General features: G+C 40.8%; 14 protein-coding genes and 1 pseudogene. 8 read left to right on the top strand and 7 right to left on the bottom strand.

Annotated elements, in window-relative coordinates; genetic code table 11:
* Positions 1-10: 10 nt before the first annotated feature.
* From T487_RS0113485 to T487_RS0113465, 5 genes are all read right to left on the bottom strand, one after another.
* Positions 11-718: an ABC transporter ATP-binding protein gene (locus T487_RS0113485; protein ID WP_031577655.1), complete on the bottom strand. Its 708-nt coding sequence runs from the start codon at positions 716-718 to the stop codon at positions 11-13.
* 1 nt (position 719) lies between these two features.
* Positions 720-1,481, bottom strand: a complete 762-nt coding sequence (locus tag T487_RS0113480) for an ABC transporter ATP-binding protein (protein WP_031577654.1) — start codon at positions 1,479-1,481, stop codon at positions 720-722.
* Positions 1,482-2,495, bottom strand: a complete 1,014-nt coding sequence (locus tag T487_RS0113475) for a branched-chain amino acid ABC transporter permease (protein WP_031577653.1) — start codon at positions 2,493-2,495, stop codon at positions 1,482-1,484. It lies immediately after the preceding gene.
* Positions 2,495-3,364 (bottom strand): branched-chain amino acid ABC transporter permease, encoded by an 870-nt coding sequence (locus T487_RS0113470; protein WP_031577652.1) that lies wholly within the window; start codon positions 3,362-3,364, stop codon positions 2,495-2,497. The genes T487_RS0113475 and T487_RS0113470 overlap by 1 nt, the downstream gene beginning before the upstream one ends.
* Before the next feature lie 108 nt (positions 3,365-3,472).
* The gene (locus tag T487_RS0113465; protein WP_031577651.1) at positions 3,473-4,663 is read right to left on the bottom strand and encodes an ABC transporter substrate-binding protein; all 1,191 of its coding nucleotides are present in this window, start codon (positions 4,661-4,663) and stop codon (positions 3,473-3,475) included.
* 279 nt (positions 4,664-4,942) lie between these two features.
* Here T487_RS0113465 and T487_RS0113460 point away from each other — a divergent pair, with 279 nt between their 5' ends.
* The 7 genes and pseudogenes from T487_RS0113460 to T487_RS0113430 all read left to right on the top strand — a co-directional run bounded on the left by T487_RS0113460 (position 4,943) and on the right by T487_RS0113430 (position 12,746).
* Complete coding sequence (locus T487_RS0113460; protein ID WP_031577650.1) at positions 4,943-6,724, top strand: sensor histidine kinase; 1,782 nt, start codon at positions 4,943-4,945, stop codon at positions 6,722-6,724.
* Positions 6,702-8,246, top strand: a complete 1,545-nt coding sequence (locus T487_RS0113455; RefSeq protein WP_031577649.1) for a response regulator transcription factor — start codon at positions 6,702-6,704, stop codon at positions 8,244-8,246. The genes T487_RS0113460 and T487_RS0113455 overlap by 23 nt, the downstream gene beginning before the upstream one ends.
* Before the next feature lie 85 nt (positions 8,247-8,331).
* Positions 8,332-8,982: a helix-turn-helix domain-containing protein gene (locus T487_RS0113450; RefSeq protein ID WP_031577648.1), complete on the top strand. Its 651-nt coding sequence runs from the start codon at positions 8,332-8,334 to the stop codon at positions 8,980-8,982.
* 50 nt (positions 8,983-9,032) lie between these two features.
* A pseudogene (locus T487_RS16310) lies at positions 9,033-9,902 on the top strand (IS3 family transposase); the annotation flags it as partial.
* A gap of 215 nt (positions 9,903-10,117) precedes the next feature.
* Positions 10,118-10,966: a ketose-bisphosphate aldolase gene (locus T487_RS0113440; protein WP_031577646.1), complete on the top strand. Its 849-nt coding sequence runs from the start codon at positions 10,118-10,120 to the stop codon at positions 10,964-10,966.
* A gap of 29 nt (positions 10,967-10,995) precedes the next feature.
* The gene (gene iolC / locus T487_RS0113435) at positions 10,996-11,961 is read left to right on the top strand and encodes a 5-dehydro-2-deoxygluconokinase (RefSeq protein WP_423219176.1); all 966 of its coding nucleotides are present in this window, start codon (positions 10,996-10,998) and stop codon (positions 11,959-11,961) included.
* Complete coding sequence (locus tag T487_RS0113430) at positions 11,958-12,746, top strand: 5-deoxy-glucuronate isomerase (protein WP_051651733.1); 789 nt, start codon at positions 11,958-11,960, stop codon at positions 12,744-12,746. Before iolC ends, T487_RS0113430 begins: the two co-directional genes overlap by 4 nt.
* Positions 12,747-12,786: 40 nt before the next feature.
* Here T487_RS0113430 and T487_RS0113425 read toward each other — a convergent pair whose 3' ends face one another.
* Complete coding sequence (locus T487_RS0113425; protein WP_162178263.1) at positions 12,787-13,512, bottom strand: DeoR/GlpR family DNA-binding transcription regulator; 726 nt, start codon at positions 13,510-13,512, stop codon at positions 12,787-12,789.
* A gap of 252 nt (positions 13,513-13,764) precedes the next feature.
* On the opposite strand from T487_RS0113425, the gene T487_RS0113420 reads away from it, so the two are divergent.
* Entirely contained in the window at positions 13,765-15,276 is a 1,512-nt protein-coding gene (locus T487_RS0113420; protein ID WP_031577640.1) for a CoA-acylating methylmalonate-semialdehyde dehydrogenase, read from the top strand.
* A 149-nt stretch (positions 15,277-15,425) separates the two neighbouring features.
* On the opposite strand, the gene pcp is transcribed toward T487_RS0113420, so the two are convergent.
* Complete coding sequence (pcp, locus tag T487_RS0113415) at positions 15,426-16,070, bottom strand: pyroglutamyl-peptidase I (protein ID WP_031577638.1); 645 nt, start codon at positions 16,068-16,070, stop codon at positions 15,426-15,428.
* Positions 16,071-16,113 lie beyond the last annotated feature (43 nt).

Here is a 16,113-nt window from a genome sequence, read left to right as displayed (position 1 = left end):
CTTTATCTCCTTATGAGGCGCCTAAATAACTAGCTCTTACGGCATCGTTACTTCTTAGATTTTCCGCGGTATCTGCAAGCACAACTTCACCGGTTTCAAGAACATAACCCCGATCTGCAACCTGAAGTGCTGCGTTGGAGTTTTGCTCAACAAGAAGCACCGGAATACCGTCTTTGTTGATTTGCTTAATAATGCTAAATATGTCTCGTATTATTAGTGGTGCAAGTCCTAAAGATGGTTCGTCCATCATAATCAGCTTCGGTTTTTGCATCAGAGCTCTCCCCACGGCAAGCATCTGCTGCTCACCACCAGATAGTGTCCCGGCTCTCTGTTTTTCTCGTTCCAGAAGTCTTGGAAACAGATGGAAAACATAATCTAAATCGCTTGTTATGCCAGAATCCTTTCTGAGATAGCTACCCATATTTAGGTTTTCACGAACCGTAAGATTACTGAAAATGTGTCTACCCTCAAGACACTGGGCAAGACCCAGTTCAGCAATTTTATGTGGCTTCTTTCCATCGATTCTCTCTCCCATAAATCGGACTTCTCCACTACTGATTTTACCCAGTAGCCCTGTAATAGAGCGGAGCATTGTCGTTTTACCTGCTCCATTTCCCCCAATGAGAGTCACTATCTCATTGCTGTTCACCGTTAAATTAACTCCTTTTAACGCATGTATTTCCCCATAGTGAAAATGCAGATCATTAATTTCTAAAATACTAGACAAATTCTCCACCTCCAAGATACGCCTCGATCACTTCTTTATTGCACTGAATGGATGCAGGATCGCCATAGGCAATCTTCTTTCCATAATTTAGTACACAAATATTATCTGTAACTTTCATCACAAGTTTCATGTCATGTTCCACCAGAAGAACGGTGATACCGAGCTTGTTGATTTTTTTGATGAGATCACTCAGCTCCTCCTTCTCTTTCCCGTTCATCCCTGCTGCAGGTTCGTCCAGAAGTAAAAGCTTCGGATCTGATGCCAGAGCTCGTGATATTTCAAGTCTTCTTTGTTCTCCGTAAGATAGGTTACTAGCTTTCATCATAGCTTTATGTTGAAGGTCCATAAACTTAAGGATATCAAGACTCTTTTCTTTAATTCTCTCTTCTTCCTGTTTTTGTGCTGGCGTCTTCAGTAAGGCACCCCAAAGTCCTTCTTTACTCTTAGAATGGCACCCCACCATAACATTCTCCAGAACCGTCATTTTTTTAAATAAGTTGATATTCTGATAGGTTCTCGCTATACCCAGCTGATTGATTCTGTAGGGTTGTGTCCCTTGGACTTCCTCTCCATCAAAAATCACCTTTCCACTTGTCGGTTTATATACACCGCTTACGATATTAAAGAGCGTAGTTTTTCCTGCACCATTGGGACCGATGAGCCCAAATATTTCTCCATCCTGGACTTCGACATTCACTGAATTCACAGCCGTAAGACCACCAAACTTTATTGTTAAATCTTCCAGTCTCAACATTTAGTTCACCTTCCTTTCCTTACGCCTTAGTAAAATCATACGCATCTTCTCATAGATTCCAACTACACCATTTGGCAGATAGAATAGAACTGCCAAAATGAAGAAGGCATAAATCAGCATTTGATAACTTACAAAGCTCTGCATAAGTTCTGTTACAATGACGAGAATTGCAGATCCGATCACGGGACCTAAATAAGATGCAATTCCTCCAAACAGCAGCATCGTCATGAAAATATTACTCTGATTGGACATAAAGGTATCTGGACTGATGAATCCAACAAGATGGGCATAGAATGCACCTGCAAGTCCTGTGAGAAATGCTGAAAGTGAAAAAGCAAGAATTTTATAATACCTGACATTGATTCCCATTCCTGCTGCTGCGTGCGGATTTTCTCTCAGTGCAATGAACGCTCTTCCAACTCTTGAGTTAATCAATCTTTTTTTGCTGATGATCACCAACAACGTCACAAGAGCAAAGAGGAAGAAATAACTTTGATTGGAAACAAAGGTATAGCCGAAAAATGTAATGTTTGGCACATTCATAATCCCAGAAAAACCATTGGTGATCTTATCTGTCACTGAAATGAACATGAACACCATCTGACCAAAAGCAATCGTTAGGAGAGATAAGAAGTGCTTCACAAGCTTAGAAGCAGGAAAAGCGATGATCATACCAAAAAAAGTAGCAAGGAGTGCTGCAAGGATTACAGAGAGGATCACCGGAATACCCAATTTCATGGAAAGAAGCGTGGATCCGTAAGCCCCAATAGCATAAAATCCAGCATGTCCAAAGGACACTTGTCCTGTATATCCAAAAAGGATATCGAGACCACTTACAGCAATGGAATTTATACATATGAAGCACAAAATCAGTGCTAGATATCTTTCCTGTAGCATATAAGCAACCACCGTACCTATGAATAGAACACCTATAACTGCTCCTTTATGTTCTAGAATGGTTCCTCTTAGCACATTCCAAACTGTGGATTTTGTTGGTTTTGATACTTCCTGCATTATTCCATAACCTCCTCATTGAATAGTCCTTTTGGCATAACTATCATCACAAGAATGAGAATGCCGAAGGTGATGAAATCCTTGTAACTCGATGTCAGATATGCAGAAACAAAGGTTTCCAAAAATCCGAAAAACAAACCACCAACTATAGCGCCATACATATTTCCATAACCGCCGACCACTGCACCAGCAAATGCCTTTTGCCCTATCATTGCCCCCATAGATGTGTAGACACCAAAAATCGGACCTACCACAACACCAATGCCTCCGGCGAGCATGGAGGCTATCCCCCAGGATGCTCCTTTTGTTGCAGGTACATTGATACCTAAAGAACTCGCAGCCATTTCATCCATGGCGGAGGCTCTCATAGAAGTACCAAACTTAGACTTTGTCATGAACAGATGAAGGCCAACCATTGCCACGATACCTACCCCAAGTGCAAGAAGATTCTCTGGTACAACACGCATCCCAAATACTTCAACCGTACTTTTGTTGAAAATGGAGGGAAACTGCATCACATTGGAACCCCAGGTAAGCATAGCTGTATTCTGAAGAATCATAGATATCGATATGGTACATAAAATGACATACACCACCTGAGCCCCTTTCGCAAGAAGCTTTGTCACCAGTACTCTTTCGATGAACATACCTAGAAAGAACATGAGAATCATTGTAAGCATCAGTGATACAATAAATGGAAGTCCCATATATTTATAAAAAGTCAACCCCAGAAATGCGCCGAACATCAGCATATCACCCTGAGCCAGCGTCATAAGACCGGAGGCTTTGTAAATCAAGCCATAACCAAGACCTACAAGACCATAAACACTACCGATCATGAGAGCGCCTATAATTAGTTGTGGTATCATATCTTTTCCCCTTTTCTTTTGATGAATTTTGTCAATTTCTCTATTTTTGGTAAAAAAAGGGAGGGGTTGAGATTTCCCTCATCCTCCCCCGTTCATTCAGCGTTGTAGTTAGTTGTTTTTCTTCCATTCACTGAAAAGCACATGCTTTCCACCCTGGATAATATAGCTTCTTGCTGAAGTCAGGCCATCTCCAGACCCATCTGTAAAGTCATAATTTCCACCAATGAGCGGGAAGTCCTTGATGGCAAGGAAAGATTCACGAATGGATTCAGGATCAGTGATGTCCTTTGCATTTTTCAGCGCTTCAGCGATGAGTTTCACAGAATCATATCCTCTATAAACTACGTCAGAGACTGGCAGAGCACCATACTCTTTAACGAAAGCTTCCAGCATTGCTTTTTCTACAGGGTTCGATGCATCTTCAACGGTTGCAGGAATGACTGCCCCAGATCCGAAAATCACATTATCAGATGCCTCACCTGCTACAGATAGAAGATCTGGTACACCCAATGCTTCTGGTCCGTAGATATATCCTTCATACCCATTTCTTCTGAACTGCTTAATAGCCAAAGCAGATTCATTGGTCATTCCATAAATTAGAATACCATCTGGATTCGCACTTAAAATCTTCGCGATTTGACCTGTATAGTCTGTATCTGTGGTCTGATAAATTTCTTCAGCAACCACTTCAATCTGGTCTCCCCATAATGACTTGAAACTTTCCACACCAGATTTTCCATTTTCTGCTGCAACACTTAAAATGCCCACTTTCTTTACTCCCATTTCCAGCATCGCTTCAACAGCTGCTGAATTTGGTAATGATCCGTTTGCTGTTCCTCTAAATAGATACTTGAATCCGGCATTTGTATAAGATGGACTTGTACCAGCTCCTACCTGAAGAACTTTTGCCTCTTCACTGATTTGTGTAGTAGCCAAAATATTCGGTGAGGAGTTTGATGCTGCAATTGCAGTAACCTTATCCACATCAACCAGTCTTGTGACGGCTTTCACTGCTCCTTCTGGCGATGACTTATCATCGTATACCACCAGTTCAAGCTTCTTTCCGTTGATGCCTCCCGCTTCATTAATTTCTTTCATGGCAAGCTTTCCACCCTTTTCCAGCATCTCACCTGCCAAAGCATTGGGACCGGTGATGGTGCCATAAAGACCGATTTTAATAGTTTCAGTGGAAACCTGAGGTGTTTCTCCAGCGGAAGGGTTTTCTGATTTATCCCCACATGCAGCCATGGATAGCCCTGTCATGACGGTGAGTATCAGAGCGATTACTTTTTTGTTCATTAAAAATTCCCCCTTATTTTGTTAACGTATTCATCACGTTGTATTTATCTTAGACGAAGTCGACATCGTTGAAAATGCAATTTGGTTAGCTGAAATAGCAATATTCTAAGTATGGCATTTTTTCTTTTGGTTTTAATTGCACTTTGATTAGGTTTTTGTACTTTCTATTATACGTTTACATTTCGTCTCAATATTTGATTCATTCGATTGTCAAATGATTATGAAATGGATTTCGTTTATGATATCATTCAACTAGTGATAAAAATTGAGGTATGTGCATTGAAAAATTATAAAAAACTACGCCTTTCAGTTCAAAACAAACTTTTCATGATTGTCTTTTTCACCATCGTGTTGCCTATGATTATTGCAGGTACTGTCATGATCAATCAGCAGCGTAAAATGATTCGTGATGAAGCTGTTCGAGCAGCACAAAAAGATATCAACCAGATTTCTGATATTATGTCAAATGAACTCAACCATTTGAAATCTATCTCCAATCTTTTCTACTTAGACTCTGAGATTATATCACTGCTTAGAGCAGAGAATGATTTAATTTCAGATGATGGATTTGCAACTACCATGAATACTGCACTTGATAGCTACAATGCCAGCATGGCAAGAATTGATTTTAAAACGGTCCTTCTTTCCAAAAATGACCGTATATATGGAAGTGCACCCAACATTCAGAAAATGCATGCATATTCATATAAAAACACTCGATGGTATCAGTCTCTAGAAGTTAACCCTTCCAGAATCATTTGGACTTCAGACCGATCATTAGACTTCATATTTTCACTAAACAGCATGACTCATATGTATCTGATACGTGAAATCCATGATCCTGAAACTTGGAAGTCCTTAGGTACATTGATTCTAGGTATCTCTGAGAATGAGATAAGAAAAATGTATTCGGGTTATATCACAAACCAGCAGAGTATTTTTCTGGTGGATGATGAAAACCGTGTGATTTCATACGAGAATAATCTTAAAATAACTACTGCAGTAGAGATGCTGGAGCCTTATCTTTATCAGGTATCAGGATATCAGCTGACAAAAGCTCTGGATAAGGATCTTCTGATGTCACATTATACGATTAACACGAACAAATGGAAGTTATACACTTTTAATGATATGGCATACTTAACTTTCCATTTAACAAAGGCCAATCAATCTTATATCTTTACACTTATTGTATTTTTCATTGTTTCTACTATTTTTTCACTTCTTTTTATCCGAAAATTCTTCTACCCTCTCAAAACACTCAACGACACCATGAAAACTGTGGAGAAAGGGAACTTGGAAGTGGAGGCACCTGTACTACATGATGATGAGATTGGAGATTTATCACTACAGTTCAACTCCATGATTCATCATGTGAAGGATCTGATGAGTGAAATTATGGAAGTGCAGGAACTAAAGAGAAAGGCTGAAATACAGAGTCTTCAGACTCAAATCAACCCACACTTTCTTTATAACACTTTTGCCACCATTAGGTACCTTATCTATACAGAGAAGAAAGAAGATGTGGATAAAATCATCCTTTCATTCATTAAAATTATGAAAAATATTCTTTCTGATACTAAGGAACTGATTTCCATCGAACGAGAAATTGACCTTTTGAAAGACTATGTCTACATACAAAATTATGCTTTCTCAAATAAAGTGCAGGTTCAGTACAATATTGATGAGAGAATCAAGTCTTTCCAAACCATAAAGCTACTACTACAACCCATCATCGAGAATGCATTCCTGCATGGACTAAAGCCAAAAAAGGAGAATGGAATCCTCATCATTAATGGATTCATCCAGGATCAAAAAGTAATTTTTGAAGTTATCGACAACGGTATAGGATTCGATACATCCATCGATTTCTCAAAAACACCCTCTGACTCCACAAGAATTGGATACCGTAATGTTCAGGACCGCATAGAGCTCACCTTCGGATCTCCGTATGGTGCATCGATTGAAAGTAAGCAAAATGAAGGTACAAGAGTTACACTGAAATTACCCATCATCGAGCAAAAGGAGGTTATAATATATGATGAAAATACTACTGGTTGATGATGATCAGCTGATTAGGAACTGGCTTAAACTCTTTCTTGAGCAGCTCGCAGATCAATATGTGTTTGATATTGAAGAGGCAAGTGATGGTATGGAGGCTGTTGAGCTTCTCGAAAGATTTGATGCAGATCTGCTGATTACAGATATTAAAATGCCTCGAATGGATGGCATGGAGCTCGTCCGCTATTTAAAAGAACATAAACCAAATACACGGAGCTGCGTTCTTTCCTCCTATGATGAGTTTGATTATGTTAAAGTTGCGCTTAGAGCGGGTGCACTAGACTATATCTTAAAAGCTGAAATGCGACTGGAGGACATAAGCTCGCTCCTTTCAAAAGTGGAGGCAGACTTAAAGAATGGGACTGAAGTTGAGATTGAAAAAGATATGCTAATAAAAATCAAAAAGCATGAGGAGCTATTTCAAGAAATGAAAAAGCAACCTACATCATATGAAAATTCTGCTTTTCTTTCACTTTTCTCAACAAATCTGACTACAGGCAATCTTCACATTTGCTCCTTTACCACCACTCGGTTCAATCCTGATTCAAGATTTGAAACCTGTGCATATATAAAAACTGTGCTTCACACTATGGGAAGGCATAGTATTGTCTTTCCTGTGGAAGATCAATTTCTCTTACTCTATTGTTCAGATACTCATATTCCTGAGATGCAACGAGAAGAGTTTATAAAAACCGTCACAATCTTAAGCCAAAACCTACAAAAGTATTTAAATATAAAAATCGGCACCATTGTTGATACCATGCTGAAAGATTCTGACGTGCTTTATCTTAAAGTAGTGGAATCTATAGATTTACTGAAGTGTAAAGCATATTATCTCTGGGAGAATTTCCCCATAAATTCAGAAGGCTTCGATTCCTTTAAAAGATCTTCAGCCATTATGCAACTCCAGAAACTCATAGATAATGGCTCATATCAGGAGGCAGTAACTTCTTTAGAATCACACTTAAAGAACATTCATGACGTGCACACTCATCCGAAGAAAGTGCAAGCTTTTCTATCTACATCACTCTCCCTTTTTATAACGAGTGAACTGGTCATAAAATCTGATGATGCGAAGATTGTAGAGCAGCTGGATGAACTTCTGAGAAATGTGCTCAATGCAAAAACTGCAGAAGGGGCACAAGGATCTCTTCATCAGTTTATGCAGATGTTCTTTTCTTTGTGCCAAGATAAACAGCTAGACCTATCCCCTCCTATCAAGAACGCTCTGCAGTATATTAATGCCCATTACCAGACAAAGCTCACACTAGAGGATGTATCTTCTCATGTATACCTTAATAGTTCCTACTTAAGCCAACTATTTAAGAAAGAGATGGGTATTGCATTTGGTGAATACTTGGAAAACATGAGAATCCGATACGCAAAGAATCTAATTAAATCCACCCATCTTTCAATGAATGAGATTTCTGAAAAAGTAGGATTCTCCAGCCAGAACTATTTTACACGTGTATTCAAAAAAGTAACCGGATTGAGTCCTGCTCGATATAAAGAGAAACACTAAGAAAACTGCTTCATCCTTAGTGATATGCTCCCCTTATAGTAGACAGTGAAATAACTAAACTGTTTATGATAAGGGGAGTATTTCTATGGGAAGAAAAGCTAAGTTCAGTCAGGAGAAGAAACTGGAGATAGTAAAGGCATACCTGGAGGGGAAGGCATCGAGCCTTGATCTGAGCAGGCTGTATGGCTGTAATGCCAGCACCGTGAGGTCCTGGGTGGAGAAGTACCAAGTTCTGGGAGAGGACGCTCTCAGGGAGAGCAGCAGGAACCAGTCCTACACTTCCGAGTTCAAACAAATAGTCGCAGAGGAGTATCTGAAAGGTGACATCAGCCTTCGAGCTCTGGCTGTAAAGCACAATATTCGTAACAATAAGCAGATTCAAGACTGGATAAAACGTTATAATGGTCATGAAGAACTCAAGTCCTACAAGAGGACAGATGGAGGAGTCGACATGGCAAAAGGAAGGAAAACAACCTACGAGGAACGGATCGAGATCGTGGAATACTGCATGAAGAACGGAAAAGACTACACTGCTGCTGCAACGAAGTATGAGGTGTCCTACCACCAGGTATACGACTGGGTGAAGAAATACAACAAGGGTGGCGTTGTCTCCCTGAAGGACAACAGGGGCAAAGGCAAGGACATAGAGAACATGGACGAGACAGAACGCCTTGCGGCAGAGAACAGACTTCTCAGAGCAAAGGTGGAACGTCTCGAGATCGAGATCGAGTTTTAAAAAAAACTGGAAGTGGTCCGTATGCGTCTGGAGTCTGGTACAAGGCGGAAGAAATAGCCTACGTGGCCATCCAGGATACTGTGGCGTGCAAGGGGCATCCGGTGTCCCTTCTTTGCGCGGTCGCAGGCGTAGCCCGATCCGGCTACTACAAGTGGCTTAAGAGACCTGAAGCGCAGGGCCCTTCGGAAGAGGATTGGCTGTGCGCGAAGATTCTTGAGTACTACCTGGCCCATAAAAAGACCTTCGGTTACCGCAGGATGACCATGCACATCAACCGGGACCACAAGTGCGCCTACAATCCCAAAAGAATACGCCGTCTGATGAGGCGCATGGGTCTCAAGTCGGTCATCCGACCCAAGAAGAGGACCTATGTCCCTAGCACGCCGGAAATCACCGCGGAGAATATCTTGGGCCGTGACTTTCACGCCGATATGCCGAACCAGAAATGGCTCACCGATGTCACTGAGTTCAAGTATGGCGTCGACAAGAAGGCATACCTCAGCGCGATCCTTGACCTTGGGGATAACAGTATCGTCTCCTTCGTCCTTGGACACAGAAACAACAATGATCTGGTCTTCAAGACCTTTAACCTGGCGGTGCAAGAGAACCCAGACGCAAGTCCGCTGTTCCATAGCGACCGTGGGTTCCAGTACACTTCCAAGGCTTTCCGAAAGATGCTGGACGAAGCAGGCTGCACCCAGAGTATGTCCCGGGTAGGACGATGCCTCGATAACGCACCCATGGAAGGCTTTTGGGGCACTTTGAAATGCGAGATGTACTACCTGAGCAAGTTCAGCACCTATGAGGAACTCGAAGCGGCAGTCGAGGCGTACATCCACTACTACAACAACGGGCGTTACCAGGCAAAGCATAAGAGCCTAGCTCCTCTTGAAGTGAGGAACCAGGCCCTTGCGGCATAGCATCTATTTTTCTTTTTTTCACTGTCCACTTGACAGGGAGCAGTTCATAGAGGACGAAGCAGTTTTCTTAGTTGATATAATTTTATTCAGTAAAATGATTATCTTTTGATTGTATTTTTGTCACATTGGTTATGGATTTGGTTAATTCATTGTTTTGTTCAATTTCAAATGCTACCATGAATATATAAAACAATAAAAGAAATGGCGGTGAATCAATGGCTCTCTATAATATGAAAACTCTGTTGTCTTATGCAGAGGAAAACAATCTCGCAATTGGTGCGTTTAACGTAAGTAACCTTGAAATGGTCTTAGGCGTACTAAAAGCAGCAGAAGAAACGAATACACCGGTGATTCTCCAAATCGCTGAAGGCAGGCTAAACCACTCCCCTCTATCCTATATCGGTCCGATGATGGTTGGTGCGGCTAAAAACGCAAAAGTTCCCGTAGCTGTGCAATTTGATCATGGTGAATCTATGAATCTCATCAGAGAAGCTCTAAATATCGGATTTTCATCGATCATGTTTGATGGGTCCCATTTGCCTTTAGAAGAGAACATCAAGAAAATAAATGAGGTTAGTGCTCTGTGCAAGTCCTATGGTGCTACAACAGAAGCTGAACTAGGAACCATTGGTGGAACAGAGGATGATGGCACGCCAAAAGACATCATTTACACAAACCCTGGTGTTGTTCCCTACTTCCTCGGAAAGACCTCTGTGGATGCTTTAGCCATTGCTATTGGAAATGTCCATGGTGCATATCAGGGAAATCCTCACCTTCAACTCTCTATTCTTGAGGAGGTTCACAAGGACAATAAAACTCCGCTGGTTCTTCATGGTGGCTCAGGGCTTAGTTCTATGGATTATAGAAACTGCATTGACAGGGGAATCCGTAAAATCAACATTGCAACTTCAACCTTTCAGTGCTATGTGAATGCCGTCCAGGAGTATCTTCAATCCCATGAACACTACAACTATTTTAAACTTCATGAACATGTTGTTTTATCCATCATGAAGAATACCATGGATCATATATATATCTTTAATAATAAGGGGGCTATCAATTGAAACAGCATTTTTTTGATGAGACAAGACCTATGGATCTTGTCCTTTTAGGTCGAGCGGCCATAGATTTCAATCCAGTTGATTACTACAAAACTCTATCAGAAAGTACGACTTACCGAAAATATTTGGGTGGATCTCCCGCAAATATTGCTGTTGGTCTTGCGAGACTAAAGAAAAATGTAGGTTTTATCGGAAGAGTATCTGATGACCAGTTTGGTGATTTTATTTTTGAAACATTCCGGTCTGAGTTGGTGGATACCTCACAAATCAAAAGATGTAAGAATGGTGAGAAACTTGGCCTGACTTTTACAGAGATTCTAAATCAGAATGAAAGCAGTATTCTCATGTACCGCAATGCCATTGCTGATTTACAGCTGAGTACGGAAGATATTCATGAAGAGTATATAAAGAATGCCAAAGCTCTTCTGATCTCAGGAACCTCGCTGGCTGCAAGCCCTTCCAGGGAAGCTGCACTTAAAGCTGTACTTCTGGCAAAGAAGACCGGAACACCAATCATATTTGATATTGACTACAGACCCTACAACTGGACAAACGAAGATGAAATCTCTGTGTATTACTCTATGGTTGCCTCCGAGAGCTTTCTAATCATAGGATCCAGAGAAGAGTTTGACTTAACAGAAAGGCTGATACAGCCTGGTATGAACGATCATGAATCTGCTGAATTCTGGTTCAACAGGAACGCTAAAATCGTCGTCATCAAACATGGAAAAGAAGGTTCAACTGCTTATACTGCCTTAGGAGAACATTACAGCATAAAACCTTTTCCAGTGCAGGCACTGAAGTCCTTTGGTGGTGGAGATGGTTATGGATCTGCATTTATTTATGGACTACTAGAAAACTGGCCTATTGAAAACTGTTTGGAACTGGGGTCTGCATCAGCATCCATGCTGGTGAAGAGCCATGGATGCTCTGCAGATATGCCTACTTTAGAAGAAATTAAATCCTTTATCAAATCCTACGAGGAGGACTTAAAATGAATAGAATCCAATTATTTGGCTACCCCATATGCGAAAATAGTGTGAAAACTATTGTCGAAACCACCGGAACCTATAAAAATATGATGATGGATGTTCATGTATATGATTTAAAGAAGGGTGAATCAAATCCTTTTCTCTACGAAAATGATGAAATGGCGATACTGCTCCTACATGGATCCATAGAACTTTCTTACTGTGATAAGACAGTTCTTACTTCGCGCAGTGGCATCTGGGAGGAGAGCGCATCCGCTCTTCATGTGCCAAAACATACTCCCGTCACTGTGAACGCAGTAGAAGACAGCAGTATTCTTGTACAAAGAACACAAAACTCTACAGTATTTAAACCGAAATTTTATGCGAAAGATGAGATTCGAATAGATAGGTTTGGACAAGACCTCTGTGCTGGGAAAGCTGTCCGTGATGTAACCACTATATTTGACTATAGAAACGCCCCTTACTCCAATATGGTACTTGGAGAATCATATACCCATCAGGGAAGCTGGTCCAGTTATATTCCTCATTCTCATGACCAACCCGAAGTATACTACTACCGTTTTGATAAACCTCAAGGGTTCGGTGCATGTTTTGTAGGAGATGAGGTTTTCAAGATAACAGATGGTAGTTTCTCCGCGATCCCTGGTGGAGTGGTACATCCACAAGTGAGTGCTCCAGGTTATCGTATGTATTATGTCTGGATGATCCGCCACTTGCCTGAAAACCCCTGGACGAGCCGAGTGGATGCTCCAGAGCACTTATGGATGATTGGACAACATTTTGTAGAATAAGTGACATTTTAAAAGGATACTTTTACAGTATCCTTTTAAATTATGTGTATAATTTAGTTTGGTTTTGATTCAGATAGCTTACATACTCTTCGGATAGGTTTTGATCTGTCACTAGTTTTTGGATCTTTGAAAAAGGCATATAAGTCATCAATGCAGTTTTTCCTGCCTTATCGCTTGTAGCTAAGAGTATTACTTCACTGCTTCTTTCTATGACTTCGGATTTTATATCAAATTCATCGATAGAAGAATTCGATACACCATTCTCGTTGGAAAAGCCTGTACAGGCCATAAATGCTTTATTGATGTTCATTTTTCTTATGAGATCAACACTGCTTGTCCCCCCCAATGACATGGTGTCACGGCATAGAAAGCCTGAAAGAGCAATTACCTTAATATTTCTAAATTTCACTGCATCCATAATAACCAGCAGGTTATTTGTAATAATTGTAAATGGAATGTCATTAAAATAACCACTCATTTTGCTTGTTGTTGTTCCAGAATCAATAAAGATCACATCTCCTTCTTCTATGAAAGTACTTGCAATCTCAGCAATTCTGCTTTTCTGTTCATAACTTTTCTCTTCTCTTTCACTGTAAGGTGTAATCCTCCCAGTACTTATATACTCCACCCCTCCATAAATTTTTTTGAACAGTGGATCTTTTAAAATCACCTGCAAATCTCTTCTTATGGTGTTCACTGATACTAAAAATTTCGCTTCCAATTCCTCCATACTTACATTTTTATGAAAAGCTATATACTCTTTCATTTTTTCGATTCTCTTTGATTTCATAACGAATCCCTTTCATTTACTCTATTTCTTTTTACCTATATCTAATCATATTTCGAACAATTTTACAATGAGTTGCTCATAAACTAATCAATTTCCACTAGTAATTTCAGTAGATTAACTTGCACTTTCTTTGGTTTGTCTTGATAACCTATTGATTGTGAACGTTTATACCCTATAATAAGAACATACTCATAAGGTAATCACAAAATGATCATTTAGGAGGTCTGTATGTCTGAATTAAAAAAACTGAGTCTCTTCATCAATGGTGAGTTCATCACTTCAAAAACAAAGAATTATACTGATGCATATAACCCCAGCACGGGCGAGGTAATTGCCAAGGTACCCTGCTGCACCAAAGAGGAAGTGCATGATGCGATTTCTGCAGCAAAAGCAGCTTATCCTAGTTGGTCAGAAACTCCTATACTGAAAAGAACACAAATACTTTATAATATGCGAAATCTTATCGAAAAACATATGGATGAACTGACACATCTTGTTGCCTTAGAAAACGGAAAAGTGTGGGACGAAGCGCAGGGAGATGTCCTGAAAGCGAAAGAAGGTACTGAACAAGCCATTGCAGCCCCTTCCCTAAATATGGGTGAAAGTCTCATGAATGCTTCAAAGGGATATGACACAGTAAGCACTCATGAACCTCTTGGAGTTTTCGCCGGGATTGTACCTTTTAACTTCCCTGCTATGATTCCGATGGGTTGGATGGCTCCCATCTGCATCGTTACCGGAAACACAATGGTCATAAAAGCAGCTTCTTTTGTTCCTCAATCCGCATTAAGGTTCGCGGAGCTCTGGAAGGAAGCCGGCCTTCCAGATGGTGTTTTGAATATAGTCACCTGTTCTAGAGAAGAAGCCGAAATACTCCTTACCCATCCTGACATCAGAGGAGTAAGTTTTGTTGGTTCAACAAATGTCGGTAAACATATCTATGCACTTGCAGCTTCTCACGGAAAAAGAGTTCAGGCGCTATGTGAAGCCAAAAACCATTCATTGGTGATGAATGATGCACAAATAGAGCGTACAGCGGCAGGTATTCTAAACTCTGCATTCGGTTGTGCTGGTGAACGCTGTATGGCCCTACCGGTTGTAGTTGTGGAAGACAAGATTGCAGATCGATTGGTCTCTGAACTGGTCAAACAGTCTAAATCCATAAAGATTGGACCAGCCTATGATAAATCATCCAAACTTGGTCCTGTCATAAATGAAATGCATCGAAAATCAATACTACGATGGATAGAAAAAGGTATAGAGGAAGGTGCAGAACTGATACTGGATGGTAGAGACGTAACCATAGAAGGTTATGAAAAGGGCTTCTACTTAGCCCCTACCATATTCGACCACGTAAAGCCTGGAATGTCCATAGGAGAACAGGAAATATTCGGTCCAGTTTTGTGTATCAAGAGAGTTTCCAGTTTTGAGGAAGGATTGGAAGTTATGAATAGTAACCCTCTGGCAAACGGCTCCGTTATTTATACACAGAGCGGCTACTTCTCCAGAGAGTTTGCCATGAGAACAGATGCTGGAATGGTTGGAATTAATGTTGGAATTCCAGTCCCTGTTGGTATGTTCCCCTTCGCTGGCCATAAGAACTCCTTTATTGGTGATCTTCATGCTTTAGGAAAAGATGGATACAAATTCTATACAGAAACAAAGGTGATCACTAGCCATTGGTTTGATGAAGTTGAAGGAAAAAGCACAGATGTTAGCACATGGGATGGTACGATCTGATATCCCATTATGAATAACTATAAATGAATAACTTCTTTTAATTGCACCCCTGCAAATAATCGAAAAGAACTCCTACATGTATTTTTACTGTAGGAGTTCTTTATTTACTTCAATATTGATCTATTCTTTTTTTCCGATATTGGTAATTCTTAGTCAATCTTCCCACCCACTGCCACAATATCCTCATCATGCTTCACAATGGCTGACACTGCCGCTTCCAAAGCTTTTGCAATATCCACCATGGATATGCAAGGTGCAGGTGCGGGTCTTCTTGCCACCTGCTTCGGAATAAAGGGCACATGGATGAAGCCTGCACGGATATTCTTTCCCATCTTTTCTATCTGATACAGCACTCCATACATGATATGGTTGCAGACAAAGGTGCCTGCTGAGTTTGAGAGTGAAGATGGAAGACCTGCAGATCTTATGGCCTCCACCATGGCTTTCACAGGAAGTGTCGTAAAGTAAGCAGGTGCACCATCTTCATAGATGGGCACATCAATGGGCTGATTCCCCTCATTGTCTGGAATTCTCGCATCATCCACGTTGATGGCTACCCTCTCAGGGGTCACTTCAAACCGTCCCCCCGCCTGTCCGATGGATAGCACCACGTCTGGATTCTCTTTTATAATGGCTTCCGCCACCTTATCTATGGACTTTCTGAATACTGTGGGAATCTCCAGCTTCACAATCTCCGCACCATCAATGTGATTTTTCATCAGCTTCACTGCTTCCAAAGCCGGATTGATGGATTCTCCACCAAAGGGGTCAAAAGCTGTGACTAGTATTTTCATCAGATGAAAACCTCCTTTTCGTTCTTTTCTTCTACGATACCAT

The sequence above is a fragment of the Proteiniclasticum ruminis DSM 24773 genome (assembly GCF_000701905.1).
Lineage (GTDB): Bacteria > Bacillota > Clostridia > Clostridiales > Clostridiaceae > Proteiniclasticum > Proteiniclasticum ruminis.
The sequence above is the reverse complement of the archived record's forward strand: the minus strand, read 5'-3'. Positions and strand labels throughout refer to the sequence as shown.

Coding starts and splice junctions, on each gene's coding strand:
- T487_RS0113430 (WP_051651733.1), top strand. CDS start 11,958: ATGAATAGAATCCAATTATTTGGCTACCCCATATGCGAAAATAGTGTG.
- T487_RS0113455 (WP_031577649.1), top strand. CDS start 6,702: ATGATGAAAATACTACTGGTTGATGATGATCAGCTGATTAGGAACTGG.
- T487_RS0113450 (WP_031577648.1), top strand. CDS start 8,332: ATGGGAAGAAAAGCTAAGTTCAGTCAGGAGAAGAAACTGGAGATAGTA.
- T487_RS0113425 (WP_162178263.1), bottom strand. CDS start 13,512: ATGAAAGAGTATATAGCTTTTCATAAAAATGTAAGTATGGAGGAATTG.
- T487_RS0113465 (WP_031577651.1), bottom strand. CDS start 4,663: ATGAACAAAAAAGTAATCGCTCTGATACTCACCGTCATGACAGGGCTA.
- T487_RS0113420 (WP_031577640.1), top strand. CDS start 13,765: ATGTCTGAATTAAAAAAACTGAGTCTCTTCATCAATGGTGAGTTCATC.
- T487_RS0113480 (WP_031577654.1), bottom strand. CDS start 1,481: ATGTTGAGACTGGAAGATTTAACAATAAAGTTTGGTGGTCTTACGGCT.
- T487_RS0113470 (WP_031577652.1), bottom strand. CDS start 3,364: ATGATACCACAACTAATTATAGGCGCTCTCATGATCGGTAGTGTTTAT.
- T487_RS0113475 (WP_031577653.1), bottom strand. CDS start 2,495: ATGCAGGAAGTATCAAAACCAACAAAATCCACAGTTTGGAATGTGCTA.
- iolC (WP_423219176.1), top strand. CDS start 10,996: ATGGATCTTGTCCTTTTAGGTCGAGCGGCCATAGATTTCAATCCAGTT.
- pcp (WP_031577638.1), bottom strand. CDS start 16,070: ATGAAAATACTAGTCACAGCTTTTGACCCCTTTGGTGGAGAATCCATC.
- T487_RS0113440 (WP_031577646.1), top strand. CDS start 10,118: ATGGCTCTCTATAATATGAAAACTCTGTTGTCTTATGCAGAGGAAAAC.